This window comes from Arthrobacter sp. zg-Y916, from assembly GCF_020907385.1.
Taxonomy (GTDB): domain Bacteria; phylum Actinomycetota; class Actinomycetes; order Actinomycetales; family Micrococcaceae; genus Arthrobacter_B; species Arthrobacter_B caoxuetaonis.
In genome coordinates this window covers 39,590-65,259 of sequence record NZ_JAJJOD010000009.1, presented here as the reverse complement: position 1 = coordinate 65,259, position 25,670 = coordinate 39,590, and the positions used below count along the sequence as shown (strand labels likewise).

The following is a 25,670-nucleotide window of genomic DNA, read 5'->3' as shown; positions in this document are numbered from 1 at the left end:
TCCAGCGAACGAACGAACGAAAGCAATGAAGCAGCACATGGAAACCGAATACCTTGTGATTGGCGCCGGGTCAGCCGGCAATGTTGTGGCCCGCCGGCTCCTCGACGCCGGCAAGCAGGTCACTGTCCTCGAAGCGGGGGACCAGGACATCAATCCCGACATCGCCCACCTGAACACCCTCGGCGCGCTCTGGCACAGCCCGCAGGACTGGAATTACTACACCACTGAGCAGGCCGGTGCATCGGGGCGCCGCATGCACCTGCCTCGCGGGAAGGTGATGGGCGGATCGCACGCTCTGAACGCCTCCATTTGGGTCCGGGGCGACCGCTGGGATTATGATTCCTGGGCCGAAGCAGGCTGTGCAGGCTGGTCCTGGGAAGACGTGCTTCCGGTGTTCAAGCAGATTGAGAACTTCGACGGCGGTGCTTCCGATACGCGCGGCACTGACGGCCTGCTGGACGTAGTCCAGGACTTCCCCCGCAATCCGGTCCAGGAAGACATGCTGGCCGGGGCACAGGAAATTGGCCTTCCGCTAAACCCGGACTACAACTCGGGCAGCGTTGCGGGCGTCTCCCGGATGCAGCTGAACGTCCGGGACGGCAAGCGGTTCAACACCTGGCACGCCTATCTCAAGCCCGTCATGGACCATCCGAACCTGACTTTGGTGACGGGTGCCCACGTGCGGAGGCTGATCGTTGAGGACGGCTCGGTCACCGGCGTTGAATTCGAGTACGACGGCGAACTCCGCACCGTGCGGGCAGGGGAGACCATCCTGTGCGCCGGGGCTATTAATTCCGCCGAACTGCTCCTGCGTTCGGGAATTGGACCGGCTGCGGAGCTGGCGGAAATCGGCGTCGAACCGGTCCTGGACCTGCCCGGGGTGGGCAAGAACCTGCAGGACCATCTGCTCGCTCCGGTGATCTTCTCCACCGGCGCCCGCGAGGTGCCCGACGGCGAGGTGGCCCCGGCGGAAGTGCACTTTTTCGCCAAGTCCCGGCCGGACCTGCCGGTGCCCGACACACAGCCCATCTTCTTCTCCGTGCCCATGTACTCCCAGGACTACGGCCTGGGGGAAATGACCGGACCTGCAAACGGCTTCTCCATGCTCGGCGGACTGGTGCGTCCGGCCAGCCGCGGGGAAATCACCCTTACCGGACCTGCTCCGGAAGATCCGCTCCGGATCGACCTCGGTGCGCTTAGTGAACAGGCCGACGTCGACGCTCTGGTGGCCAGCGTCCGGCAGTGCCGGGAAATTGGCCGCACTGAGGCGCTGGCCGGGTGGGAACCGAAGGAACTGCATCCCGGACCGGCGGTGTCGGACAGTGATGAGGATCTGGCCCGGTACGTGCGCGATTCCGTGGTCACCTACCACCACCAGGTTGGCACCTGCCGGATGGGAACCGATGACCTGGCCGTCGTCGATCCCGCTGACCTGCGGGTGCGCGGGCTCTCCGGAATTCGAATCGCCGATGCTTCGGTTATGCCGCTCGTGACCACCGGAAACACCAACGCCCCCACGGTCATGATCGCTGAACGTGCTGCGGGGATGATCCTGGCCTAGCCGAGAGGGCAGTTACGGCTGGTTTGAGCGTTGAAACCGGCCGTAACTGGCCTTTCGGCGGGTCCTGGGGACGCGGAGCGACGGTAGAAGTTGCCGAGTTCTGCAGATCAGCGTTCGTCGCAGAGCAGGTGGTACCAGCTGTCCGCCAGGACCTCGATCGCGTGCTCGCGGTTCGGTTCCAGCTTGCGGCGGGTCCACAGTGTGGCGACGTAGTCCAGCTGCGTGTACGCGAGCGAACCGCGGACGTGGTGTGTTTCCTCAGGGAAACGTCCGGCCTGCTGCATCCCCGCGACGATGTCCGAAATGACTTCCTCATGCCAGGCCTCCACCATGGTCCGGACCTCGGGGTCCACGGCCGCAGCCTCGTCCAGGACGTCGAGGTAGGGGCGGAACACCGGCCAGAGCGCAGCGCGCGATTCCAGCCAGGCGCGGATACCGGAGAGCTCGCCTTCACGGACCACGTCCACCAGGTCCGAAGCAGTGGACGTGCTGTCCGGTCCGCTGGCCCGGTCCAGGAATGAATTGACCCGGCCCATGAACTCCCGCATGAGGTCCGTGCGCGAAGGATAGTAGGCGTAGAACGTGACCCGGGTGGTGCCTGCAGCAGAGGCGATCTCGTCGATGGTGGTGGACGCGTAGCCCTTGGTGGTGAACTGCTCCAGGGCCCGTTCCACGATGGTGTCCCGCGTGAGTTGTTTCTGGGCTTCTCTCAGCGACGACATGGAATAACCCTAACTGAAGCGGGATGCCTGCAACCGCAGGCGTCCCGCTTCATCAGTTTGCCGGAACCGGTGCCGCGGCGCCTGTATTGGCCAGGCGGCGCAGGCGTGGAACCGGGATGCGGTAATTGACTGCCACCGCCGTTCCGGAGCCGTCCGGATGCTCCCAGCGCATCAGTGCCGAATGCTCCGCGGGACCGGTCTCGTGGAAGTCCGGAGCACCGTCCACGGGGGTTGGCCCCACGGCCTTCAGGGAGAGGCCGAATCCCTCGGTCCAGAAGTACGGCTGGAAGGACAGCTCGGGTGCGGCATCCCCGTGCAGCAGGCCCAGCGCAGCGGTCTTGGCCTGCTCGATGGCGCTGGTCCACAGCGGCACCCGGGCGTACCCGCTGCCGGAGGGGAAGGCAGCGACGTCGCCCGCTGCCACAATCCCCGGGCGTACCCGCCCTCGGCTGTCCGCCAGCAGGCGTCCTCCGGTGAGCACGCCCGACCCTTCGAGCCAGGCCGTGTTCGGCTCATCACCAACAGCGCTGACCACAACGTCGGCGCCCAGCACTACCCCGTCCTGGAGCGCGACGGCGGGAGCCTGCGCAGTCCCGGCGAGCCGGGCCTTCCCCGCGGTGACGAAGCGCAGGCCCTGCCGCCGGGCAGCGTCAATAAAAACGCCGGAGAGGTGGCTGCCCAGCTGCCGGGTCAGCGGCTGCACGTCGGAAACCAGTGTGACCCGGCATCCCTGGTGCAGCGCACCGGAGGCTATTTCCATGCCCAGGGCACCGCCGCCCACCACGATCACGCTGGGATTTCCCGCAGCCACACGGTCCTTCAGGGCGACGGCATCCTCGATCGTGCGCAGCGTGAGCTCGGGTGAGTCCGCCCCGCCCAGCCGCCGCGCACGGGATCCGGATGCAATCACCAGTCCGTCGTAGGGCAGCTCGGTCCCGTCGTCCAGGCGCACCCGGCGTGTCTGGACGTCGATCCCGGCAGCGGCAACACCGAGGATTTCCTCCGCCCCATGGGACGGGTCCGGCAGCTGGTGGGCGCTGAGCTGGTCGTCGCCGTGCAGCAGTGCCTTGGACAGCGCCGGCCGGCTGTACGGCTGGTGTTTCTCGGCACCCACGACCGTGAGGCCGCCGTCGAATCCGCCGGAGCGGAGCGCATCACAGGCGGTCAGGCCCGCAATGCCGTTGCCGACGACGACGATGCGGCGCAGCGTCACGATGCCAGCCGGAGGGCGGCCACGGGGCAGATGCGCACGGCGGCGTTCGCAGCCGCGAGGTCCGCTCCCTCGACGTCCGGGACGTCGATCACCAGTTCGCCGTCATCGTCCAGGTGCATGAGCTCCGGGGCTGCTTCTTCGCACAGTCCGTGGCCTTCGCAGCGCGGACGGTCCAGTTCGATCCTCATGCCGCCACCACCTTGATGACCGGCAGTTCCTCAATGCTGCGGGTGATGTTGCTCGGAATCCGGACCTCGTCACCCAGCTGGATTTCCGCGACTTGGCGGCCCAGCGCACTGATGATGGCGTGGCCTTCCAGCCGGGCCAGGCCCTGGCCGGCGCAGCCGTGGGGGCCGTAACCAAAGGAGAGGTGGTCCACCGGATTCCGGGTGATATCGAAGGTGTCAGGGTCTTCGTAATGCCGCGGGTCGTGGTTGCCGGCGCCGAACAGGATGCCCAGCTGCGCTCCGGCCGGGATCAGCGTTCCGTCAACCTCGGTATCCCGGGTGGCGGTCCGTCCCCACACATGGATGGGCGCCCAGAACCGCAGCACCTCGGCGAACGCAGAGGAGACCAGGTCCGGGTTCTCCCGGAGCAGCGCCAGCTGTTCGGGGTGCCGGCCAAAGAGCGCGACGGCGTTGCCGATCGCAGCGATCGTGGTGTCCACCCCCGCACCGAGGTACTGGTGGATGATGTGCCCGGCGGTGCCGGCGGGAATGTCGCCGCGTGCTTCGGCGTCGAAAATGCCGCGGCCAATCGACCCCGGTGCCAGGTCCTCCGCAGTCACGGAGGCGCACCAGCCGTAGAGCTCCCCGGCAATGGGGAAGTTCTCCTGGGTGCGCTGGTTCAGCGGGCCAAGGACCTGCATGGCGGCCTGCCCCCAGCGGAGCATGTTCTCCTTCACTCCGCCGGTGAAGCCGATCAGGTCGGCCACGATTTCCAGCGGGAAGGCCCGCGCCAGCGCATCGATGGCTTCGAAGCTGCCGCCGGCGACCAGCTCGGCCACCAGCTTTTCCGCCTTCTCATCGATGACGACTTTCAGTCCGCGCAGGGCACGCGGGGTCAGGTTTTCGGAGAGCGTGGCGCGCAGCTGCGTGTGCACGGGCGGATCCGAGGCCAGGGACGTCCCCTGCAGGGCTTCGTTGACCATGGGATTGAATCCCATGGAGGTGGAGGAAAAGGTCTCCGGGTCATTCAGCGCGTCCCGGATGATGTCATAGCGGGTCAGGACGTACAGGTCGTTCTTCGGCAGGTAAACCACGCCCGCCTGCTCGCGCAGCGCGGTGTAGGCCGGGTAGGGATCCAGCAGGACTGCGTCGTCCCAGATGTCGATATCAGATTCAGCGCGTGTGTTCACGGCAGAGTCTCCTTCGGTGGTGGTGGGGGAGTGTGGGTCAGCTGCCGGCGGGCACGGTTGCGGCTGCGGCAGGAGTCTCGGTGCCGGGCGCCGGGGCGGAGGAGGACCGGCCCGGGACGAAGAGCGTCAGGATGGCGGAGATGGTCGCGGTGATGCCTGCTACCAGGTAGACGGTCTGGAAGCCCTGGCCCAGCGAGGAGCCGGCCGCTCCCTGGATGGCGGGCTGGGCGCCGTTCAGGGCCTGGACCATGCTGTCCACGGCTGCCTGCGGTGCTCCGGACGCCGCGGCCTGGCCGGTGAAGCCGGCAATCACGTCCGGCCAGCCGGAGAGGAAGGCGAGCGGAGGGATCTGGGAGAGTCCTTCCGCTGCTTCGGCGGGGAGGCCGGCGCCGCCGAGGATCCCGGCCAGCGGGGCGGCGAAGAGGGAAGCGCCGACGCTGAAGGCGATGGCGGAGCCGATGACCGGACCGAGTGCGAAGCCCAGGTCCCGCAGCAGGTTGGTGGTGGCTGAGGCCATGCCGATTTCCTGCGGTGCCACGGTGTTGATGGCGACGGCGGTGACGGATCCAACGGTCAGCGCGAAACCGGTGCCCAGCAGGGCCAGCGGCGGGATGAACGCCGTCCAGGGCGTGCCGCCGAACGCTTCGGGCGTGCCCAGGGAGAACCCGGAGAGCCAGTACCCGGCGGCGGCCATCAGCGCGAAGCCTGCGGTGAGCACCCAGCGCGGGGCAGCGTGGTGGATAAGCCAGCCCACCACGGGGATGAAGATGAACGCGGGTCCCTGGATGAAGACGAACAGTACGCCGACCTTCCAGGTTTCGGTGAGCGCCAGGCCGCCGACGGCCACGGAGGTGCTGAAGCAGACGGCCAGGAAGGCGAACATGCCGGTCACGGCCACGATGCCGGTGATCGAATAGGCCCGGTTCTTGAACAGGGACAGGTGGATGAGAGGCTGCGGGGTGCGGGACTCGATCAGGATGAACAGACCCAGCAGCAGGGCCCCTGCAACGTAGGCCGCGATCACCACCGGTGCGCCGAAGCCGGAATCCACGGCGGTGACCGTTGCGAACAGGGCGGCGATCAGCCCCAGGGCCAGGGTTGCCTGGCCGGGAAGGTCCAGCTTGCGGCCCTGCGGAGCCGCAGAGTCCTGGGCCTTCAGTGAGAGCAGCAGCAGCACCGCTGCCAGTCCGGCGGCTACGAAGTAGGCCACCCGCCAGCCGCTGTAGATATTGGGGTCGCCGGGGGTCGCGCCCGGAATGGTGAAGAGCTGCGAAGTCAGCCCGGCCAGCACCGGGGAGATAACGGCGCCCAGGGAGAGGAAGCCTGCCCAGGTGGCGATCACCTTGGCGCGGGCCCGCGGGTCCGGGGTGATGGCGGCGATCATCGAGAGGGAAATGGGGAACAGGATGCCGGCGCCGATGCCGCCAATAGCCTGGGCGGCAATCATTACGCCGGTCACCGGCGCCAGCGCAGCGAGCACGGCTCCGGCGATGGTCAGCCCTGCCCCGGCGAGCAGCAGCTTCTTCCGGCCAAAGAGGTCTCCGAGGACGCCCCAGCTGAGTTCAAATACAACGACGCCGATCATAAAGACCCCGGCGATCCAGGTCAGTCCGGCGCCCGAGGTGTGGAACTCGGCCGCAAACGTGCCGTTCAGGGCTCCGGGCAGTGCGTTGGTCATCTGGGCGAGGGTGACGGCACTGTAGGCGGCAAGGAAGGTTGCCCGAACGGAGCCACCACCCGCCGTCGGCATGTTCTGGCTCATCGCTGAAACTCCTTCGTTTCGTGTGGTCAGACGGAGGGGGTGTCGGTGACCGGCGTCACAGGAGACAGTGTGGGTGAACCTTTACAGCGTGTCAATAGCAACAACAGTGCGACTGCGTCACAAACGCATTGAAAAGGTTTTGCTTGACATCGTGTAAAGAAAACTGTGAGGATAGCCACACAGCAGCGGGGCATGGCCCAGGTCACATCCCGCCTCCGCCCCGATCTTCCAAGGAGACGCCACGTGAGCGACTTCGCCGGCGACGACGCCAGCACCCCTTCCGGCCCTCGGGTAAACACTGTCCTGGGTCCGGTCCCCGCATCCGAGCTGGGAGTCACAGCTATCCATGAAGCGTTGCTTTCGGTCATTCCCGGAGCCGAATATGCCCCGGACATCACTTTGGACCGCGCGGCGATCTTCGAGGTGCTGGCCGGAAAGCTGAAAGACTTCCGCAGTGCCGGCGGCGGCACCGTAGTGGATAGCACCGGCATGTTCCACGGACGGGACCTGCCGCTCTACGAGGCGCTGTCCCGGGCCACCGGCGTCCACATTGTCGCTTCCACCGGCATGGGCCCCGAGGAGATGCTGGGCGGGTACTTCCTCACCCCGCAGACCAACCCTCCCACGCCGTGGCCGGCAGAGAAGTTTGCGGATCTGTTCTCCAGGGAAGTGAGTGAGGGCATGGTGATTCCGCGCCTGGAACGCCGGGCAGCTGCCGGGCTGGTTGCCACGGCAGCGGACCGCTCCGGAATCACGCCCACCGAGGAGAGCCTTTTCCGGGGTGCGGCCCGCACGGCCTTGGCTACCGGTGTTCCCGTTTCCCTGCGGTTCGGCACCGAGCCCGTACGCGAACTCGAACTGGTGCTGGACGAAGGGCTGCCGGCGGACCGCGTGGTGGTCGGCGGGCTGGACCGCAAAGACGCGGCAGGCACCGCCGTCAAAATTGCCCGCCTGGGAGCCTACGTGGGGATCGACCATGTGGGCCTGAACGACGACGCCAGCTACCTGAACGATTCCGAGCGCGCAGCCTTAGTCCTGGAGCTCGTGGATGCCGGCTGCACAGACCGGATTCTGCTCTCTTCCAACGCTATTGGCGCCGCCTTTGGGCAGCCGGACTATGACCTTCCCTACGGCCACGTGCTGACCAGCTTCCTGCCGTTCCTCCAGAAGCAGGGTCTCTCCGAGGCGGATGCCCGGCTCATCACCGCCGAGAATCCCCAGCGGCTTCTTTCCGTCCGCTAGAGCGGGCCTCCCACAGGTTTCAACTAATTTTTCGAGGTGTTGGTTTGTCGAAGGTAAACACAGTATTGGGCACGATCCCGGCCGAAGAGCTGGGAATCGTGGCGGTCCACGAGCACATTGGCTACGGCATGCCGGGCAGCGAGCTGGACTCAAAATGGTGGAAGACGCCGGAAGAACGGTACGCGGAGACCGTGCCGAAGCTGCGGCAGTTCCACGAATACGGCGGCGGCACCTTCGTTGACGCCACGGGCATCTGCAACGGCCGCGACGTGGACTACTACAAGTCCCTGTCAAAGAGGACCGGCGTGCACATTGTTGCCTGCACCGGATTCGTGGGCGGCGACACCGCCCTGCCGCACTTCGCACGCGCTTCCGTGGAGTACCTGGCGAAGGTCTTCGTCCATGAGATCACCGTTGGGATCGGGGACACCGGCGCCAAGGCCGGTGTGATCAAGGTCGGCGTCAGCCGCGGCGGCCGCATGACCGAACTCGACAAGCGCATCTACCGTGCTGCAGCGCGGGCGGCAGCGGCCACCGGCGTTCCGATCCTTACCCACCTGGCGATCGACCCGCAGCCGGCAATCGAGATCTTCAACCAGGAAGGGCTGCCGCTGGACCGCGTGCTCTTCGGCCACGCCGACGATGGACTGAACGCCCCGAACACCCCCAGCGAATGGATCATGAGCCAGGGCGGGCGCATCGGCTTCGACACCTTCGGGTATGAGACCGAACTCCCGGATCCGCCCTTCTGGGCGCGGCCGCGCAAGGAGCGCCTGGACCACTTTATGGACCTGGTGGAAAAAGGCCACCTGAACCAGCTGCTGGCCTCCGCCGACGCCAACTGCAGCCCGCTGGGCTGGCCCGGCGTCAAGGGCCACACCGTGAACTACATCTTCGAGGACCTGATCCCGGACCTGCGCCGGGCGGGCCTGGACGAAGCGTCCATCAAGGCTCTCTTTATCGACAATCCCGCCGATTTCCTCTCCATCCACGCCTGATCCAGCATCCCTTCCTCGGCGCAGCGACGCGCCGTCCTGTCAGAAAGTGATCCAGCCATGAAGACTTCAGAAATCCAGAACCTGTCCATCGCCGTCGTAGGCGGCGGCTACGGCGGCGCTGCCGCCGCGATCGCACTGCGGAACATCGGTGCCCAGAACGTACATGTCTACGAGCAGGCACCCGCGCTGGGCCAGGTTGGCGCCGGTATTGGCCTGCGGCCCATCACAGTGGAGCTGTTCCGGCAGTGGGGCATCTTCGAGGAGATCGCTGCAGTCAGCTCGCCCAGCGACTACCTGGAAATCCTGAGCGCGGACGGCGGGCAGGTCCTGGCCCAGGAAGTCTGGCCGCAGCTAAACGACTTCGAACAGCCCAACCACACCCGCATCATCCACCGCGGGGACTTCATTGAAGCCCTGCTCGGCGTGCTCCCGGCTGAGGTGGTCCACCTGGACCACAAGCTCACCTCCATCGAGGACCTGGGCGGGCAGGCCAAGCTGACCTTCGAAAACGGCAACACGGTTACCGCGGATGTAGTCATCGGCGCCGACGGCATCCGGTCCCTGGTCCGCAAGCAGCTGTTTTCCGACCAGGAGCCGGTCTTCGCCGGAGAGCATGCCTACCGTGCCGTCATTTCCCTGGACGATGCCTTCGGCCTGGGAACCGAGGACAACAACCCGCGCTTCTACATGGGCCAGAACGGCACCATTGCCTACAACCTCCCGCTGCCGCACCGCGGCCAGCTCTCCTACGACATCACCGCCCCGTCCGAGGACGGCTCCTGGGCACCGGAGATCACCAACGATTACCTGGTGTCCCTGCTCGAAGGCTTTGACGAGCGGATCGTGAAGATTGCCCGGAACCTGGACCTCAGCCAGGTCACCAGCCGTTCCGTTTTCGACATCGATCCGGTAGCAAACTGGCACACGGACAGTGTGGCCCTGCTCGGCGACGCCGCGCACGCCATGCTGCACCACCAGGGCCAGGGCGCAAACTCTGCGATCCAGGATGCCGGCGGCCTTGCCGATGCCTTCCTCGAAGCGGGATCCGTAAAGGAAGCACTGGCCCTCTACCAGGCCACCCGCAAGCCGGCCACCGACGAGCTGCAGCGTCTTTCCCGGATGGGCTGGAACGCCAACGCCGTTGAGAACGCCTTCCCCGAGCAGGCTGCGGCCAAGTAAGCGAAAATCAGATATGCCTATTCATCCCGAAATTGCCAAGATCCTTGCCACTATTCCGGCGCCCCCGGAGGGACCGCTGAATCCTGCAGCCATGCGTGCCGGCGAGGAGGCGCAGGTTCCGCCCCTGGCAGACCGTACTCCGGTGCACCGTGTCCAGGACACCGTGGCAGCAACTGCGGCCGGTGACGTGCCGGTGCGGATCTACACCCCGGAGGATGCCGATTCCTACGGTGTGCTTGTCTACTTCCACGGCGGCGCGTTCTTCCTCGGCAGCCTGGACACCCACGACCACGTGGCCCGTGCGCTGGCAAATGAGAGCGGCTACAAGGTCATCTCGGTCGGTTACCGGCTGGCACCGGAAGCCGCTTTTCCGGCCGGGCTCGAAGACTGCTACGGCGTCGTGGAATGGGTCACGGAGCAGGCCGGGGAACTGGACTGGAACGGCAAGGACCTCGCGGTCGCGGGCGACAGCTCCGGCGGCACCTTCGCCGCCGCCGTTACCGCCATGGCCAAGGATCGAGGACTTGGCGCGATTTCGCACCAGATCCTCTTCTACCCGTCGCTGGACCTGGACTTCGACGCCGACCGCTATGCCTCGATGCGGGAAAACGCCGTGGGCTACGGGCTTGAAACCGCAGGGCTGAAACCCTTCAACGCGTTCTACCTGGACAGCGGGGCCGACCCCTCCGACCCGCTGGTCTCACCGATCAAGCGCGAGGACCTCAGCGGCCTGCCCAAGGCGCTGGTCATTACCGCGGAGTTTGATCCGCTGCGCGATGAAGGTGAGCTCTACGCCCAGCGCCTGCGCAGCGCCGGCGGCGAGACCGTGCTGAGCCGGTACGACGGCGCGAACCACGGGTTCGTCGCCAACTTCTCCTGGATTCCGGAGTTCTACGGTGCCCTGGCGGAAGCCGGAAAGTTCCTCCGCGGGGGAGCCTCACAGTGAGTGCCGCAGTCCATCCGCTGGTCTCGCCCTGGGGCCGGTTCGGGCTGTACAGCTACTTCATCGACGCACCGGAGCCGGCCATTGTGGACACCGGCATCGCTTCTTCCCCGGCGGAAGGACTGCTCCCTGCCCTGGAAGCGCTGGGACGAAGCATCGAGGAGGTCCGCTGGATCCTGCTCACGCACGGGCACATCGACCACCTGGGGGGAGCACAGGCACTCTACGACCTCACCGGGGGCAAGGCGAAAGTCGTCATCCACGAGGCGGACGCGCCGCTGCTGCGCTCGCGCCGGGCGCACGTGGAGGAGTACGTCCACGGCCGTCACCGGTACCTGAACGCGCCCGACGGCGTGGAGCAGCAGGCCAGGTCCGCCCAGGCCGTGATTTCCGGCGAGATGGAACCGGCTGTGCTGCTGCGCGGCGGGGAAACCCTGTCCCTCGGCGGAGACGTGCGAGTACAGGTGCATTCCGTTCCGGGCCACACGGCGGGGTCCGTGGCGTACCAGCTGGACGGTGCCGTCTTCGTGGGCGACGCCGTGCAGATTCACGGTGCCGCCAACCGGTTCCCCGGTTACACGGATCCGGCCGCGTACCGTTCCAGCCTCGTGTACCTCCGGGATGAGGTCCGGCCGGAACGCCTGTACCTGGGCCACCCGTACCGCGGGGCGGACGGTGAGCCCTACGGCGTCGAACTTGATGCAGCGCAGGCCCGGCGCGCACTGGACGAGTCCCTGGCGCTGGAAGCACGGATCCGGGCCAGCGTCACCGGGGCGCTCGACGCCGGGCTGGAAGAAACCGGTTCGGTTTACTCGCCCTTCGAAAAGGTCGCCGCGGAGCTCGGCTACACCGCCGACCCCACGCTTGAGCCCTCGCCCTTCTTCACTACCCTCGACGGCTACCGCAGCCGGTACACCCAGCAGATTTCCTAGAGGAGCCGCACCACTCATGGCCACTTTCCAGACGATTAATGCCGGCGGAATGCCCATCACGGTCCAGAAGGACCTACGCGTTCCGATGCGCGACGGCGTCGAACTCGCTGCCGACGCGTACCAGGGTGCCGGGGACAAACCGCGCCCCGCGCTGGTTGCGCTGAGCCCGTACGGCAAGGAACTGCAGGCCATGGCGCTGACCATGCCGCCGCAGCGCCGGCCCAGCCCTATGTGGGACGGCTGCATCGAGGCCGGGGACATAGCCAGGATCGTGAAGGAAGACTACGTCCACGTCATCGGCGACCTGCGCGGTTCCGGCGACTCCGGCGGCGAGCACATCGGCAACTACAACGCCGGCGGGGTGTCCCTGGGCCAGGACGCTTATGACTTCATCGAGTGGGTGGCCGCGCAGCCCTGGTGCGACGGCAACGTGGGCATGGTCGGCATCTCTTACTTCGGCTCCATGCAGGTCCTTGCCGCCGCCGAACGGCCCCCGCACCTGAAGGCGATTTTCGTCTCCGGCGGGCACTACGACTTCTACGAAACCACCTACCACGGCGGCGTGATGTGGTTTATGCCGCGGGCCGCCCGGGAAGGCCGCGGCGGTGACTCCGGCTGGGCGTTCACCGACCGGGTGAAGTCCCGGATGGTGGAAAAGTACTCCCCGGAAGAGCTGAAGAAGCTGGTCGCCAAGCGCCTGGCCGATCCCGATATTGCGGCCTGGCCGAACCTGGTCCATGTGCTGAACTACCCCGTGAACCACGAAGCCTGGTTCGACATTGTGATGAACGACGTCGACGGCGAGTGGTACGAAGAGCGCAATCCGATCACCCTGGCACCGAACATCGACATCCCGGTCTGGCTGCAGCTGGACCAGGGCCGCGGCTGGACGCTGGACGGCACAATCGAGCTCTTCGACGCCCTGAAGGGTCCGAAGAAGCTGGACATTGGGCCCTACCCGCCCATGCAGTCCCGGCCCTTCATCGAAGAGCACGACAAGATGTTCCGCTGGTACGACTACTGGATCAAGGGCATCGACAACGGTGTCATGGACGAGCCCGCGGTCAGCGTGTTCGTGGAAGGCTCCCGCGAGGTTGTCACTGCTGATGCCTGGCCGCCCAAGGAAGTGGAGTACAAGCCGCTGTACCTGCGCACCCGCCGCAAGCTCGGCGTCGAACCCGAGCTGATGGGCACGGAATACGCGGCACCGGACGGCTTCTACCAGGCCCCGCTGACCGTGACGGACAAGGTGGAAATCCTGTCCTGGAGCACCGACGTGTTTGAGGAGCGGGTCGAAATGATCGGCACCGGAGCCGCGCACCTGTTCGTGGAAATTGACCAGCCGGATACCAACTTCATCCTGCGGCTCTGGGATGCGGCGCCGAACGGCAAGCGCCAGCTCATCACTACGGGGTACCTAAAGGCCTCGCACCGGGAGCTGGACGAAGAGCGCACCACCGAGGGCAACCCGTACCACCCGCACACCCGTTCAGTGCCAGTGGAACCGGGGAAGGTCGAAGAGTACGTGGTGCGGCTCTACCCGTTCGCGAACACGTTCCTGCCCGGCCACAAGCTGGTCGCGGAACTCTCCAACAACGAGCCGCTGGCCGACGAGCACAACGCACTGCTGCCGCCGGATGCCTTCCACCTGCCGGTGGGCCGCCCGGTGACGCACAAGGTCTACCGCGACGCCGAGCATCCGTCCCGGCTGGTGCTGCCCTTCACGGTGTCCTAGCCGGCTTCTTCGCCGAGCCTCCCTTCCACCGAGAGGCCAGTTACGGCCGGTTTGAGCGCTCAAACCAGCCGTAACTGTCCTCTCGGCGGGAGGGGGCGTTTTGGTCAGGCCACAAGGTTGCTCGTACCGTTGTCCTGCGAACGTACGGGGCTTGTCCTCGAGAGAGGACACCGAAGACATGGACAACACCCTGATGCAGGCACCGGAGCGCACGGCGCCCTCGCAGGCACCAACCCGGCGGACCGCATCCGTTCTGCTGGCCGTCTGCATAGTGCTCATTGGCTTGAACCTCCGCACCGTCTTTTCCAGCTTCTCCGCGATCCTTCCGGAGATCACTGCCGCTTCGGGAATGCCTGCCGTCCTGGTGACTGCCCTGACCACCGGGCCGGTCCTGCTGCTCGGAATGGTGGCCCCCGCAGCACCCGCGCTGGCCCGGAGACTGGGCATTGAACGGACCATCCTCATCGCCATGATCGTCCTGGCCGCCGGGCTGGCAGTCCGCGGTACCGGCGATTTCGCCGCGATGGCCGCCGGAACCGTCGCCGCCGGTGCGGGCATCGGCATCGTGAACGTCCTGCTCCCAACCCTGGTGAAGCGCGACTTCCAGCACCGCCTGGGCCTCATGAGCGGCCTGTACACAGGATCCATCTGCGCTGCCGCCGCGCTGGGGGCCGGATTCACCCAGCCGCTGCTTGGAGCCTCCGGATCGTGGCAGGCAGCGCTGGGCTTCTGGGCGCTGCCTGCCGTCGTGGTCGTGCTGCTGTTCGCGCCGCTGGCGCTGCGGCGCCGTCCCGCGCCGGACCGCAAACAGGACGACGCCGGCCCTTCCGTCTGGCGCTCGCCGCTGGCCTGGCAGATCACCGGTTTTATGGCCCTGCAGGCCATGATGTCCTTCAGCGTCTTCGCCTGGCTGGCGCCGATCCTGCGGGAACGGGGGATCGACGGCGCCGCGGCCGGCTACGTGGTGGCGGGCTCGATCGTGGTCCAGGTGCTGGGCTCCTTCCTCGCCCCGCCGCTGGCCGCCCGGCTCCGCAGCCAGGGCTGGTTGAATGCCGGCATCGCCCTGCTCACCGGAGCAGGGTTCGCGCTCACGATCCTCGGACCGCTGGACCTGATTTGGGTGTGGGCAGTGATGCTGGGCGTGGGGCAGGGCAGCCTGACCGCACTGGCCCTGACCATGATTGTGCTGCGGACCCGCGATGCTCCCACCGCCGCCCGGGTGTCGGGAATGATGCAGTGCCTCGGTTACGGAATCGGGTCCTCCGGCACGCTCCTGGTCGGGGTCCTCTACACGGCCACGGGATCCTTTACGCCCGCTGCGCTGATGTTCCTGGGCATCGGTGCTGCCGCGGCGGGGATGGGTTTCCTCGCCGGACGCAGCCGGTTCGTCGGCAGGTAGCCGGCTTACGCCACGAAGCCCGGCAGTACCCGGGACAGCGGCGCTCCGAGCGTAAAGCCGTCCAGCGCGGCCGGTTCCTTCAGTCCCGTCAGCGCGCTGGTGACCAGCAGCAGGGGATCCGGGCCCGTAGTGACGAGCACGCTGGTTGGCTGGCTCACCGGCAGCGGGACAGAGCCCAGCAACTGGGTATCTTCGGCGTACACGTCGAGGCGGGCTGCTCCCCACACCGCATTCCAGATCCGCCCGCGGGCGTCGATGTGCATGCCGTCCGGAGACCCGCCGGCTACATCCGCAAACGGCGTGACCGCCGCCGGATCGGCCACCGTGGTGTGCAGGATGCGGCCCGCGTCCGAGTCCGCCACCAGCACGCCGGCACCCTGGGGAAGGAACGCCGGGCCGTTGGGTGTGCTGATGCCCTCAAGAAGTTTCACGACGTCGTTGCTCGCCGGGTCCCAGCGCCAGACGGCGCCGGCGGGCTCCGACCCGTCGTGCACCATCGTGCCGAACCAGAAGGAACCGTCCGGGGCGAAAGCGCCGTCGTTCACGCGGTAGCGGGCAGGATCCAGTCCGGTATCGGCCAGGACACGTTCCCCGCCGCCGTCGAGAAGCTCGGTGATGCCGGTGCCGGCGGCGGCGATGAGCCGGCCCGCACGGTCCAGTTCAGCGACGCCGAGGGGCCGGTCCAGCTTGTGGGTGAGCACCGGCCCGCCGTTGCTTCCCGGCGTCCAGGCATAGAGCTCTCCGGCCATCAGGTCCACCCAGCGGACCCCGCCCGGCGCTGGGCGCAGTCCTTCGCCCAGTGCCAGGGCGTGCGTGCTGACAGGCGTCCATGCTTCGTGGGCCATGCTGTTCCTTCCGATGGTCGAACCAGCGACAAACTAACACGCCAACTGAAGCCGGCACACGCCGGGATGTTAGTCTGATCACTGCGAAGGCGGGCACGAACAGGTGCTAACAACCTGGCATTTTCCCGTGCGGAAAGACCGCCGGGGCTTTGATCGCAGGGGGCAGTACCCATGAGAACTGATGCCGATTACCTGGCCCGGGCCATCGACCTGGCCACCGCAAACGTCGCCGACAGCGGCGGACCGTTCGGGGCCGTTATCCTCACGGCGGACGGACAGACCTTCGACGGCGTGAACCGCGTAACCTCCAGCAACGACCCCACCGCCCACGCCGAAGTCACGGCGATCCGCAACGCCTGCGCTGCGCTGGAGACGTTCGACCTGAGCGGGGCCGTGCTCTACACCAGCTGCGAGCCGTGCCCCATGTGCCTCGCGTCCGCCCTGTGGGCCAGGATCGGCCGCGTCGTTTTCGCCGCGGACCGGCACGACGCCGCGCGCGCCGGCTTCGATGACGCAGTCTTCTACGAGTACTTCGACACTCCGCTCGAGGAGCGCTCCATGCCGGTGGTCCAGGTTTCCGGAGACACCCGCACCGCGCCCTTCGAAGCGTGGAACGCTGCGGTCAGCCGGATCGACTACTAGCCGGGTCCTTCCGGGCGGGCGCGCCGGGGAGCGGATCGGCTCCGGCCAGCCACCGGCTGTTGTGCACGGTCATAATCCTCACCTCCTCATCGGTAAACCCCTCCCGCAGCAGCAGGTCCGCGGCGATCGCCAGGCCGTCCTCTACCGGAGGATTGAACGGCTGGCCCAGGTCGCTGCTGATCACGGAGTGCTCCGGTCCGGCGGAGCGGATATTGGAGAACCACAGGTCCCAGTCGACCTTGCCGGTGAGGGGAGTGGTCAGGCAGCGCTCCAGCAGTGCACCCTGGGCCGCCAGCTCGACCTGCCGGTCCAGGGCCATGCGCTGGGACGTGAATTCCGGGTGGGTGATGACGATGCGCCGTACCCCGCGCTCAAGGGCAGCGGGAACGACCGCCGCCGACTCAGCCGCATGCAGGTGCCCCGTGGCCAGGGTGAGGTCATGCTTGGCGATCAGGTCCAGCACCTGCAGCGTTTCGGTCCGCAGGGACCCGTCTTCGGCCAGCGGCTCCACCGCGTCAGCCGCCATGCCGGCGTTCCGCAGGTCCTCCTGGAGCTGCGCCCACATGGGCGGGGTTGCGCCGTCGGGCTCCTCGGCCAGGCAGCTGCGCTGGTTGGAACTGTCCACGGTGGGCAGCCAGACAAACTGCGCTCCGCTCCGCGCTGCCACTTCCACGGCTATGGGATTCATCCCGCCCACCGAGGCGTTGAGGGTGATGGCGCCCAGCACGTCGACATCCGGGCTCACCTTGCGGACCACTGCCGCCCGCTCCGCCGTCGGCACGTAGTGGGACTTCAGGACAAAGCCGGCCATCCCGAGGTCGCGGAACCTCACGGCGAGATCCACATCATCAATCCTCCGCTCCATCACGTCCGGGGCAATGTGGACGTGGACGTCGTATCCGCCCTTCACCAGCTCCCGGGCGCGGGCCGACGGTTCAGTAAGCTCACGGCGCATCGTTCGTTCCTTCCTGTCCGCCAACCGGAAGCCCGTTCGCTTCGATCCAGGCCAGCCAGTCCAGGGTCCCCTCGGTCATCGAAGACCTGGCGCCCACCTCCCGCGCGTAGTCCAGCGCGTCCTGCACCTCGTGCCTGCGCCGCGGGGCATGGGCAGCCGTACCGGAAAACAGCCGCTCCAGCATCGCATCGCCGTCGGGCCCCAATTCGGCTGCCATCTGTTTGCGGATCCAGTCCCCGACGCCGGCGATGTCCCCTACCTGCGCGGTCTCGATCACCAGGGCAGCCAGCCCCTTCATAAAGATACTGCGAACCAGTTTCCGGGCAGCGGCGTCGCCGGCCTCGGCTCCGATCGGCTCGATGGGGACACCACGGCGGGAAAAGAGCTCGACGGCGGCTTCCGCACCGTCTCCGCTGGCCAGCAGGGGAGTGTGGATCCCGCTGCGGGGAACGGGTGCCAGCACCGCGACGTCCGCGAACCGGATGCCGAGCACCTGCGCGGCTGCAGCCATGGCCTTCTTGGCGAGCGGAGAGGCCGTGTTGAAGTCCGCATACACGGCCGACGGCGGTGCAAGCTCCAGTGCGTCGGCGGCTACGGCTTCGGCGGCCGCGGCACCCACCAGGCTGATTACGACATCGGACCCCGCAAGGGCTTCGTGCAGGGTGCTGCGCTGGTCTATGCCTTCCGCCCGTGCGTCGGTATAGGGATCGTAGGCCAACACCCGGAACCCCGCCGCGGCGAGACCAGCCGCGTAGATCCGCCCGGCTTCGCCGAGACCCAGAACAGTAGCCGTTGTCATTGATGGTCCTTCAAAAGGTTCAGAGTGTTCCCGAATACTCCACCGGATTCCGGCCAAGTGCAACGACCCGCGCACCCGGCAGGGCCACCGTTTCCTGCAGATGCTACCTTTTTGTCAACAAGATAGTTGTGAAACCTGGAGAGTGATGGCTCGTACTTCTGCGGTATCCACGGACATCGGAGCGGTGGTTGCCGCGATCCGCTCGGCTATCCGCGCCGGTGAGCTCGCACCCAACCAGCGCCTCGTGGAGGCCGACCTCTGCGGCGACTACAACGCCAGCCGGTCCACGGTGCGCTCGGCGCTGGCCGAGCTGACGGTCGAAGGACTGGTGGAACGGATCCAGAACCGCGGAGCACGCGTCCGGGCTGTCTCCAAAGAAGAGGCCATCGAGATCGTCGAAGTGCGCTCCGCCGTCGAAGCCCTGTGCGCGGGCAAAGCCGCCGAGAGGATTACCGAGGAGGGCATCTCCGAGCTTCGCGGCCTCGCACGGCGGATGGAAGAATCCGTGGCTGCCGGGGACCTGCTCAGCTACTCGAAGGCCAACCAGGAACTGCACCAGAGGATCATCGACATCAGCGGCCAGCGCACCGCCGCGGCCACAATCGAGCGGCTGCGCGGACAGAGTGTGCGGTACCAGTTCCGGCTGGCCATGCAGCCCGGCCGCCCGGCCGTCTCGCTCCCCGAACACCTCGCCGTCGTCGATGCCATTTGCTCCCGGAACCGCCGGAGGGCGGAGGAAGCGATGGCAGCCCACCTGGCCAGCGTCGCCCGGGCCATCAAAGGCTCTGACGACTCCGCACGGATGTAGCGCCCGCAACGGCGGAAGGCCGGCAAAGCCTGCCGCCGGCGCCGGTACCGCCGTATTCTCCAAGGATGGACCCGGTTCGTGTCTGTCTCTGGACCTTTGCCGCAACCGCCCTGGCCACCTGGGTGCTATCGCTGATCACCCGCGAATACTCCTGGACCGACCGCATCTGGTCGCTGACGCCCGTGGCCTACGTGTGGGTCTTCGCCGCGGCGTCCGGCTGGGATGCGCGGCTGGTGCTGATGGCCGTGCTGGTTAGCCTGTGGGGCGCCAGGCTGACCTTCAATTTCGCGCGCAAGGGCGGGTACGCGCCGGGCGGGGAAGACTACCGCTGGGGTATCCTCCGCCGTCGTATGCGTCCCTGGCAGTTCCAGCTGTTCAACCTGGGCTTCATCAGCCTCTACCAGAACCTCATCATCTGGCTGATGACGCTGCCGGCGCTGACAGCGTACGAGAACCCGCGTCCGCTTGGTCCCTGGGACTGGATCCTGGCTGCCCTCTTTCTCGCTGCCCTGGCGGGCGAGACGACGGCAGACCGGCAGCAGTGGAACTTCCAGCAGTGGAAGAAAGCGGAGAAGGCCGCCGGAAGAAAGCCGGAAACAGGTTTCGTGCAGACCGGCCTCTTCCACTATTCCAGGCATCCCAATTTCTTCTTCGAACAGGCCCAGTGGTGGCTGTTCTACGGTTTCGCGATTGCGGCTTCCGGAACCTGGCTGCACGCCACGATTACCGGCCCGCTGCTGCTCACGCTGCTCTTTGCCGGGTCCACTGTCTTTACCGAGAGCATTTCGAGGGGCCGCTACCCTGCGTACGCGCAGTACCAGCAGCGGACGTCCCCGATTGTTCCCCTGCCGCCGTGCGGGCACGCCCGCCCGCTCGAGGCCGGCTAGAACGCATCCGGAGAAATCCGCCGGGACTTCCCGGCCCCCGGGAAAGAGGTGCTCAGAGCCGTCGACCGCAGCCCGGGCTCAATCACCTTGGCATAACAGGTGGAATGCGGAAGGCCGGTGTACAGACCGAAATTCGGAACCACCATGTAACCGGCATGTTCGTAGAACTTCCGGCCGTCCGACTGGGCTGATCCGGCCTCCGCGGTGATGACCCCGTAGCCCGCTGCACGGGCACGGAATTCCAGTGCGGACAGCACCGTCGTCGCGACCCCGGAGCCCCGGGCGTAGGGCAGGACATAGATTCGCTTGACCTCGGCGGTGGACTCGTCGAGCCGCCGCAGCCCGCCGCAGCCCAGCGGCTGGCCGGAGCTGCGCTCGTAGGCAATCACGAAGACCGCCGTATCCGCCTCCGTCGGGGGAGCGGGATCATGGTCGATCCCGCCGAACCGGGCATCCAGCTCAGCCTGCTGCGCCCGCCGCAGGTCGGCGCCCACCGGGTTGGACCACGGCACCTCTCGGATGCTCAGGCTCGGGGTTAGCGGGAACTGCACATGTTCCTCCTGGGGCGAGGCTGCCGGACTGGTTCACCTCAATCTACGAAGCGCCGGTTTCCTGCGTGTTTCCGCTGTGTGAGAACTGGGCTAAGCCAAAAACGGGATTCCGCGGGGCGTGCAAAAATGGAAGGGATGACTTCCCCCAAGAATTTTCCCGCTGCCCCGAGCGCCGGCGCCGTGCCGCAGGTGCGTCCCGCAACTGAAGGCTGGGAGCAGGCCAAAGAACCCGACGGCCGGCCCCTGCTGCAGTTCAAGTCGCCGCGCGTATCCCAGCCGCCGGAACACCTCGCGGACCTGACCCTGGCGGAGCGCCAGGAGAAGCTGAAGTCCCTGGGCCTGCCGGCGTTCCGCGCCAAGCAGCTCTCGGTGCACTACTTCCAGCACTACACCACCGACCCCGAGAAGATGAGCGACCTCCCCAAGGAGCGCCGCGATGAGCTCGTCAAGGAAATGTTCCCCACCCTGCTCACCGAGGTGAAGCGCCTGACCACGGACAAGGGGGACACCATCAAGTTCCTCTGGCGGCTCTTCGACGGCTCGCTCGTGGAATCCGTGCTGATGCGCTACCCGGGCCGGATCACCCTGTGCGTGTCCAGCCAGTGCGGCTGCGGCATGAACTGCCCGTTCTGCGCCACCGGCCAGGCCGGGTTGACCCGCAACATGTCCGCCGCGGAAATCCTGGACCAGATTGTCCAGGCCAACCGGGTCATCGCCGAAGGCGGACTGGGCGGCAAGCGGCGCGACGGCGGCCACGACGCCGAGCGCGTCACCAACATTGTCTTCATGGGCATGGGTGAACCCCTGGCCAACTACAAGCGGGTCATGAACGCCGTCCACCGGATGGCTGCCGAAGCCCCCGAGGGTCTGGGCATGAGCGCCCGGAACATCACCGTGTCCACGGTGGGCCTGGTTCCCGCCATCAAGAAGCTGGCCGATGAGAACATCCCGGTCACCTTCGCACTGAGCCTGCACGCTCCGGATGACGAGCTGCGTGATGACCTGATTCCGGTCAACAGCCGCTGGAAGGTCGACGAAGCGCTCGACGCCGCGTACCACTACTACCGCACCACCGGCCGCCGCGTCTCGATCGAATATGCGCTGATCAAGGACATGAACGACCACCCGTGGCGTGCCGCCCTGCTGGCCAAGAAGCTGAACTCCCGCGGCCGCGGCTGGGTCCACGTGAACCCGATTCCGCTGAACCCGACCCCGGGCTCGATCTGGACGTCCCCGGAACCCGAGGTGATCCAGGAGTTCATCGACACCCTGATCGACGCCGGTGTTCCCACCACGGTCCGCGACACCCGCGGCAAGGAAATCGACGGCGCCTGCGGCCAGCTGGCTGCAGCGGACTAGCGTTCGGCTGTGACCGCTTAACAACGACGGCGGGAGGCCGGGTACTCAACCCGGCCTCCCGCCGTCGTGCGTTAAGGCTTACTTCTTCAGGTGATCCACCAGCGCGTCGGCAATGCCGGTGTAGGTGGCCGGGGTGAGCGCGAGCAGGCGTGCCTCGGCTTCGGCGGGCAGGCCGAGGCCGGAGACGAACTCCTTCATACGCTCGGCATCCACGCGGTGGCCGCGGGTCAGTTCCTTGAGCCGTTCGTAGGGGTTCTCCATGCCCGGTGCGCCGGCAATCGCTTCGGCGCGCATGACCATCTGGATAGCTTCTCCCAGGACTTCCCAGTTGGTGTCCAGGTCCGCTGCGAGGACGTCCTCGGCGACGTTCAGGCGCTCCAGGCCCTTGGCCACGTTGGAGATGGCCAGAAGGGAGTGGCCGAAGGCGACGCCGATGTTGCGCTGGGAAGAGGAATCCGTCAGGTCACGCTGCCAGCGGGAGGTCACCAGAGTGGAGGCAAGGGTGTCCAGCAGCCCGTTGGAGATCTCCAGGTTGGCCTCAGCGTTCTCGAAGCGGATCGGGTTGACCTTGTGCGGCATGGTGGAGGAGCCGGTTGCTCCGGCCACGGGGATCTGGGCGAAGTAGCCGATGGAGATGTAGCTCCAGACATCCGTGCAGAAGTTGTGCAGGATCCGGTTGAAACGGGCCATGTCGGCGTACAGCTCAGCCTGCCAGTCGTGGGATTCGATCTGGGTGGTGAGGGGGTTCCAGGTCAGGCCCAGGTGCTCCACGAAGGACTTGGCGACCTGCTGCCAGTCCGCTCCGGGAACAGAGGCGTAGTGCGCGGCGAAGGTTCCGGTGGCACCGTTGATCTTGCCCAGGAACTCGGTGCCGGCAACGCGGTCCAGCTGCCGGGTCAGGCGGTGGGCCGTCACCGCCAGTTCCTTGCCCAAAGTGGTGGGGGTGGCGGGCTGGCCGTGGGTGCGGGAGAGCATCGGCACGGCGCGGGTGTCTTCGGCCATGGCGGCAATCCGGTTCACCAGGTCGCGGGCTGCGGGCAGCCAGACGTTCTCCACGGCGCCCTTGACGCCCAGGGCGTAGGAGAGGTTGTTGATGTCCTCGGAGGTGCACCCGAAGTGCACCAGGCTGGTCAGGTCTTCGATGCCGATAGCGGCCAGGCGGCGGCCGATGAAGTACTCGACGGCCTTTACGTCATGGACGGTGACCTGCTCGATTTCGGCCAGTTCGTTGACGGAGCTGCCGTCGAAGCCGGACACGATTTCGCGCAGGGCGGCCTGCTGTCCGGCGGTGAGCGGCGAGGTGCCGGGAAGTACGGAGTTCGAGGTCAGGTGGATCAGCCACTCCACCTCAACGTGGGTCCGGTCGCGGTTCAAGGCGGCTTCGGAGAGGTAATCGACCAGCGGGGCGGTCGCGGAGCGGTAGCGCCCGTCCAGCGGGCCCAGCGCGATCGCTGGGGTCACGGAGGCAAGGGGGACGCGGGGTGCGGAAGCAGAATCGGCCATAGGGCAATTCTTCCACGTTCGGCCTGGCGGCCTGCTCTGTGACGGCGGGCCGGATGTTCCCCCACAGTGCCGTGATGACGGGCTCCCTGTCCACAGCTGGTGGTTCCGGCGGTTTGTCCAACGGCACCCGTACTTAGTTTTGCCTCTGGGGCCAGGATGCGGCGTCTGGCTGGCGGGCGGGGCGCCGGCGGCAGGAAGAGGAAGGCAAACAGGATGGACGAACCGTGGGAAAGATGCCTTCCCGGACAGGGGGAGGAAATCCGGCGTGGTGCGCTGAAGCTGGACGGGCTGGCGGAAGAACTGCGGGACATACAGCGCAGCCTGGTCTCCGTCGACGAAAACGCCTGGCGCTCGCCGGCTGGCCGGCAGTTCGAGCAGTGCGTGCAGCAGGGTGCACGGACGCTCGCCTCGTGCCTTGAATCGCTGGCACTTTCGGTGCAGGCCCGCCGGGAAGTGGCTGCCGCAGCCGAGGAGGAGGCGTGGGCATGGAATTAGGCATGCAGGGCAGCGCCCCGGCCACGGAATACCGGGTGCGGGGCGGTGCCGGGTCGGTCATGGTGGAATTCGAGTCCCTCGAATCCCGGGCAGCGGTCCTCCGGGGCGCAGTGGAACGGATGGAGGGGATCTCGCGGGAGCTCCGGCGTAGCCAGTATGCGGAGGACGGATATATCCGGAACAGCGCCACTCCGGCCGCTGCTGCTGCCATGGAGAAACTCTCCGAGGCAGCCGCACAGCTGGAGCGGTGCCGGCTCATGGTCGACGAGGCCGCACAGGATCTGATGACCGCGGTTGCGCGCTACCGCGAGGTTGAGGGCCAGATGGAGCGGACGGACCGGCTTCCGTTGGTCACCGCTCTCAGCCTGCTCGCCCTGGGGCGGGGAGCCGCAGGGTTCCCTGAGCGCGCCGTCGCCGAAACCTTGCCTTTGCGGGTCTTCGACGAGGGTGTCCTCAAAGTGCTGGCGGGAGCGGTTTCTCCCGGACGGAGGGGGCTGCGCAGGATCGAGGTCGAAAAATCCGGCCGGTCCGGTGAGCAGGTGTACGTGGAAGCAACCGCTGCCGGATTGCTTGAGCGGAGTGCCGTCCTGCTGGAGGAGAATGATCCCGGCGTGATCGAGGTGCTGCGGCTGGAAGGTCCGGAGGGCCCGGTCTTCGTGGTGACGCTCCCGGGAACCCAGGCAGGCGGGCTCACCGCCGGAGAAAACCCCTTCGACACTTACGGCGTTGTTGAAAGCCGCGCCCATCAGAGCCGGTATCTTGCGGCAGCCGTCGCGGAGGCACTGCGCCAGGCGGAACTGGAGGCCGGGGACGCCGTGATCCTGGTCGGCTACAGCCAGGGCGGAATCCATGCCGCCAATGCCGTCGGACCGATCCAGGACACCACGGGCGCGGAGGTTCGGTACCTTCTCACAGCCGCCGCTCCGGCTGGTGACGCCGAGATCCCCGCCGGGACCCAGGCGCTGCACCTGGAGCATGTGCTGGATTGGGTTCCGGGAGCTGACGGTACCTCCAACCCGGACCGCCCCAATCGTGTCACCATGACCCTGGGCGGCCCCGTTCCGGGAGTGGCCGTCGAGGATCAGGGGCTTGGGCCGGCACACAAGCTGCCGGTCTACACCGCGGGCGCGGCAGCCGCCGATGCCAGCACGGATCCGTCCCTGCGGGAGTCCTTGGACGGGTTGGCGGCAGTGATGGGAGCAGGCGGCACGGCAACGCGGCAGTTGTACCGGCTCAGCCGGGCGGCGCCTCCCTTTGCGGCGGTTGTGCCGAAGGGAGCGCCGCAGCAAGCGCACAAGCCGGCGCAGCAGCAGGCACCGCCGGGGGCGGATGGCAAAGCTGCAGGAAGGAAAGGCTAGCGGCGTGATCCGGTGAGGGAACCCGCCACCATGGACACGATGCTGATGATGATCGAGGCGAGTATTGCGGTCCAGAAGAAGGAATCGACCGCGAAATGCACCGGCGTGAAACTGGTGAGCCAGGAGGTGAGCATCAGCATGCCGGCATTGATGATGATGGAGAAGAGTCCCAGGGTCAGGATCGTCAGCGGCAAGGCCAGCAGACGGACGATGGGGCGGACCAGGGCATTCACCACGCCGAAGACCAGGCCGATGAACAGGTACGCCAGCACTACGTCCAGCGTCTCGTTTCCGGTCATGGTTCCTGATTCACTGACGGTGATTCCGGGCAGGATCCAGCCGGCTACCCAGAGGGCCAGGCCATTAACGAGGATTTGCAGCAGCAGGCGCATGCTCCCATGCTGGCACAGCCGGTGTTCTGTTCC

25 protein-coding genes are annotated in these 25,670 nt (G+C 66.8%); 14 read left to right on the top strand and 11 right to left on the bottom strand.

The window, feature by feature from the left end:
• Positions 1-37 precede the first annotated feature (37 nt).
• Positions 38-1,561: a GMC family oxidoreductase gene (locus LOC59_RS13670; RefSeq protein ID WP_229972610.1), complete on the top strand. Its 1,524-nt coding sequence runs from the start codon at positions 38-40 to the stop codon at positions 1,559-1,561.
• A gap of 107 nt (positions 1,562-1,668) precedes the next feature.
• Here the strand turns inward: LOC59_RS13670 and LOC59_RS13665 are convergent, their stop codons facing one another.
• Genes LOC59_RS13665 through LOC59_RS13645 form a run of 5 tightly spaced genes read right to left on the bottom strand, consistent with a single transcriptional unit; the run spans position 1,669 to position 6,615 of the window.
• Entirely contained in the window at positions 1,669-2,283 is a 615-nt protein-coding gene (locus tag LOC59_RS13665; protein ID WP_229972608.1) for a TetR/AcrR family transcriptional regulator, read from the bottom strand.
• A gap of 52 nt (positions 2,284-2,335) precedes the next feature.
• The gene (locus LOC59_RS13660) at positions 2,336-3,496 is read right to left on the bottom strand and encodes an NAD(P)/FAD-dependent oxidoreductase (RefSeq protein WP_229972607.1); all 1,161 of its coding nucleotides are present in this window, start codon (positions 3,494-3,496) and stop codon (positions 2,336-2,338) included.
• Positions 3,493-3,684, bottom strand: coding sequence for a ferredoxin (locus tag LOC59_RS13655; RefSeq protein WP_227896087.1), 192 nt, complete (start codon positions 3,682-3,684; stop codon positions 3,493-3,495). Before LOC59_RS13655 ends, LOC59_RS13660 begins: the two co-directional genes overlap by 4 nt.
• A complete protein-coding gene (locus LOC59_RS13650; RefSeq protein ID WP_229972605.1) occupies positions 3,681-4,853 on the bottom strand; it encodes a cytochrome P450 in 1,173 nt (390 codons plus the stop codon). Before LOC59_RS13650 ends, LOC59_RS13655 begins: the two co-directional genes overlap by 4 nt.
• 37 nt (positions 4,854-4,890) lie before the next feature.
• Positions 4,891-6,615, bottom strand: coding sequence for an MFS transporter (locus tag LOC59_RS13645; protein WP_229972603.1), 1,725 nt, complete (start codon positions 6,613-6,615; stop codon positions 4,891-4,893).
• Between the two features lie 243 nt (positions 6,616-6,858).
• Between LOC59_RS13645 and LOC59_RS13640 the strand changes: the two genes are divergently transcribed.
• The 7 genes from LOC59_RS13640 to LOC59_RS13610 all read left to right on the top strand — a co-directional run bounded on the left by LOC59_RS13640 (position 6,859) and on the right by LOC59_RS13610 (position 15,043).
• Complete coding sequence (locus LOC59_RS13640; RefSeq protein WP_229972601.1) at positions 6,859-7,857, top strand: phosphotriesterase; 999 nt, start codon at positions 6,859-6,861, stop codon at positions 7,855-7,857.
• Positions 7,858-7,922: 65 nt separating this feature from the next.
• Complete coding sequence (locus LOC59_RS13635) at positions 7,923-8,855, top strand: phosphotriesterase (protein ID WP_229972599.1); 933 nt, start codon at positions 7,923-7,925, stop codon at positions 8,853-8,855.
• A 57-nt stretch (positions 8,856-8,912) separates the two neighbouring features.
• Positions 8,913-10,034, top strand: coding sequence for an FAD-dependent oxidoreductase (locus tag LOC59_RS13630; protein WP_227896082.1), 1,122 nt, complete (start codon positions 8,913-8,915; stop codon positions 10,032-10,034).
• Between the two features lie 13 nt (positions 10,035-10,047).
• On the top strand, positions 10,048-10,980 hold the full coding sequence (locus tag LOC59_RS13625) for an alpha/beta hydrolase (RefSeq protein WP_229972591.1): 933 nt from the start codon (positions 10,048-10,050) through the stop codon (positions 10,978-10,980).
• Positions 10,977-11,909, top strand: a complete 933-nt coding sequence (locus LOC59_RS13620; RefSeq protein ID WP_229972590.1) for an MBL fold metallo-hydrolase — start codon at positions 10,977-10,979, stop codon at positions 11,907-11,909. The genes LOC59_RS13625 and LOC59_RS13620 overlap by 4 nt, the downstream gene beginning before the upstream one ends.
• Positions 11,910-11,925: 16 nt before the next feature.
• The gene (locus LOC59_RS13615) at positions 11,926-13,644 is read left to right on the top strand and encodes a CocE/NonD family hydrolase (protein WP_229972588.1); all 1,719 of its coding nucleotides are present in this window, start codon (positions 11,926-11,928) and stop codon (positions 13,642-13,644) included.
• Positions 13,645-13,795: 151 nt separating this feature from the next.
• Positions 13,796-15,043: an MFS transporter gene (locus LOC59_RS13610; protein WP_227916027.1), complete on the top strand. Its 1,248-nt coding sequence runs from the start codon at positions 13,796-13,798 to the stop codon at positions 15,041-15,043.
• A 5-nt stretch (positions 15,044-15,048) separates the two neighbouring features.
• Here the strand turns inward: LOC59_RS13610 and LOC59_RS13605 are convergent, their stop codons facing one another.
• Positions 15,049-15,888: an SMP-30/gluconolactonase/LRE family protein gene (locus tag LOC59_RS13605; protein WP_227896064.1), complete on the bottom strand. Its 840-nt coding sequence runs from the start codon at positions 15,886-15,888 to the stop codon at positions 15,049-15,051.
• Positions 15,889-16,059: 171 nt separating this feature from the next.
• Here LOC59_RS13605 and LOC59_RS13600 point away from each other — a divergent pair, with 171 nt between their 5' ends.
• Positions 16,060-16,530 carry a nucleoside deaminase gene (locus LOC59_RS13600; RefSeq protein WP_227896063.1) on the top strand — a complete coding sequence of 157 codons (471 nt, stop codon included), beginning with the start codon at positions 16,060-16,062 and terminating at the stop codon, positions 16,528-16,530.
• Here LOC59_RS13600 and LOC59_RS13595 read toward each other — a convergent pair.
• Together LOC59_RS13595 and LOC59_RS13590 are read right to left on the bottom strand one after the other, a co-directional pair.
• A complete protein-coding gene (locus tag LOC59_RS13595) occupies positions 16,511-17,485 on the bottom strand; it encodes a DUF6282 family protein (protein ID WP_227896062.1) in 975 nt (324 codons plus the stop codon). The two genes, LOC59_RS13600 and LOC59_RS13595, sit on opposite strands and share 20 nt — an antisense overlap.
• Positions 17,475-18,359, bottom strand: a complete 885-nt coding sequence (locus tag LOC59_RS13590) for a DUF1932 domain-containing protein (RefSeq protein WP_227916029.1) — start codon at positions 18,357-18,359, stop codon at positions 17,475-17,477. The genes LOC59_RS13595 and LOC59_RS13590 overlap by 11 nt, the downstream gene beginning before the upstream one ends.
• A gap of 70 nt (positions 18,360-18,429) precedes the next feature.
• Between LOC59_RS13590 and LOC59_RS13585 the strand changes: the two genes are divergently transcribed.
• Entirely contained in the window at positions 18,430-19,092 is a 663-nt protein-coding gene (locus LOC59_RS13585) for a GntR family transcriptional regulator (RefSeq protein WP_229972585.1), read from the top strand.
• Positions 19,093-19,157: 65 nt separating this feature from the next.
• The gene (locus LOC59_RS13580) at positions 19,158-19,979 is read left to right on the top strand and encodes a DUF1295 domain-containing protein (protein WP_229972582.1); all 822 of its coding nucleotides are present in this window, start codon (positions 19,158-19,160) and stop codon (positions 19,977-19,979) included.
• Here the strand turns inward: LOC59_RS13580 and LOC59_RS13575 are convergent.
• Positions 19,976-20,530, bottom strand: coding sequence for a GNAT family N-acetyltransferase (locus LOC59_RS13575; RefSeq protein WP_229972580.1), 555 nt, complete (start codon positions 20,528-20,530; stop codon positions 19,976-19,978). The genes LOC59_RS13580 and LOC59_RS13575 overlap by 4 nt on opposite strands.
• Before the next feature lie 135 nt (positions 20,531-20,665).
• On the opposite strand from LOC59_RS13575, the gene rlmN reads away from it, so the two are divergent.
• Entirely contained in the window at positions 20,666-21,889 is a 1,224-nt protein-coding gene (rlmN, locus tag LOC59_RS13570; RefSeq protein WP_442860593.1) for a 23S rRNA (adenine(2503)-C(2))-methyltransferase RlmN, read from the top strand.
• 78 nt (positions 21,890-21,967) lie between these two features.
• Here the strand turns inward: rlmN and purB are convergent, their stop codons facing one another.
• On the bottom strand, positions 21,968-23,392 hold the full coding sequence (gene purB / locus LOC59_RS13565; RefSeq protein WP_227896055.1) for an adenylosuccinate lyase: 1,425 nt from the start codon (positions 23,390-23,392) through the stop codon (positions 21,968-21,970).
• Between the two features lie 213 nt (positions 23,393-23,605).
• Between purB and LOC59_RS13560 the strand changes: the two genes are divergently transcribed.
• A complete protein-coding gene (locus LOC59_RS13560; protein ID WP_227896054.1) occupies positions 23,606-23,887 on the top strand; it encodes a hypothetical protein in 282 nt (93 codons plus the stop codon).
• A complete protein-coding gene (locus LOC59_RS13555; RefSeq protein WP_227896053.1) occupies positions 23,878-25,245 on the top strand; it encodes a hypothetical protein in 1,368 nt (455 codons plus the stop codon). Before LOC59_RS13560 ends, LOC59_RS13555 begins: the two co-directional genes overlap by 10 nt.
• Here the strand turns inward: LOC59_RS13555 and LOC59_RS13550 are convergent.
• On the bottom strand, positions 25,242-25,637 hold the full coding sequence (locus LOC59_RS13550) for a phage holin family protein (RefSeq protein WP_227896052.1): 396 nt from the start codon (positions 25,635-25,637) through the stop codon (positions 25,242-25,244). The genes LOC59_RS13555 and LOC59_RS13550 overlap by 4 nt on opposite strands.
• Positions 25,638-25,670: the final 33 nt, after the last annotated feature.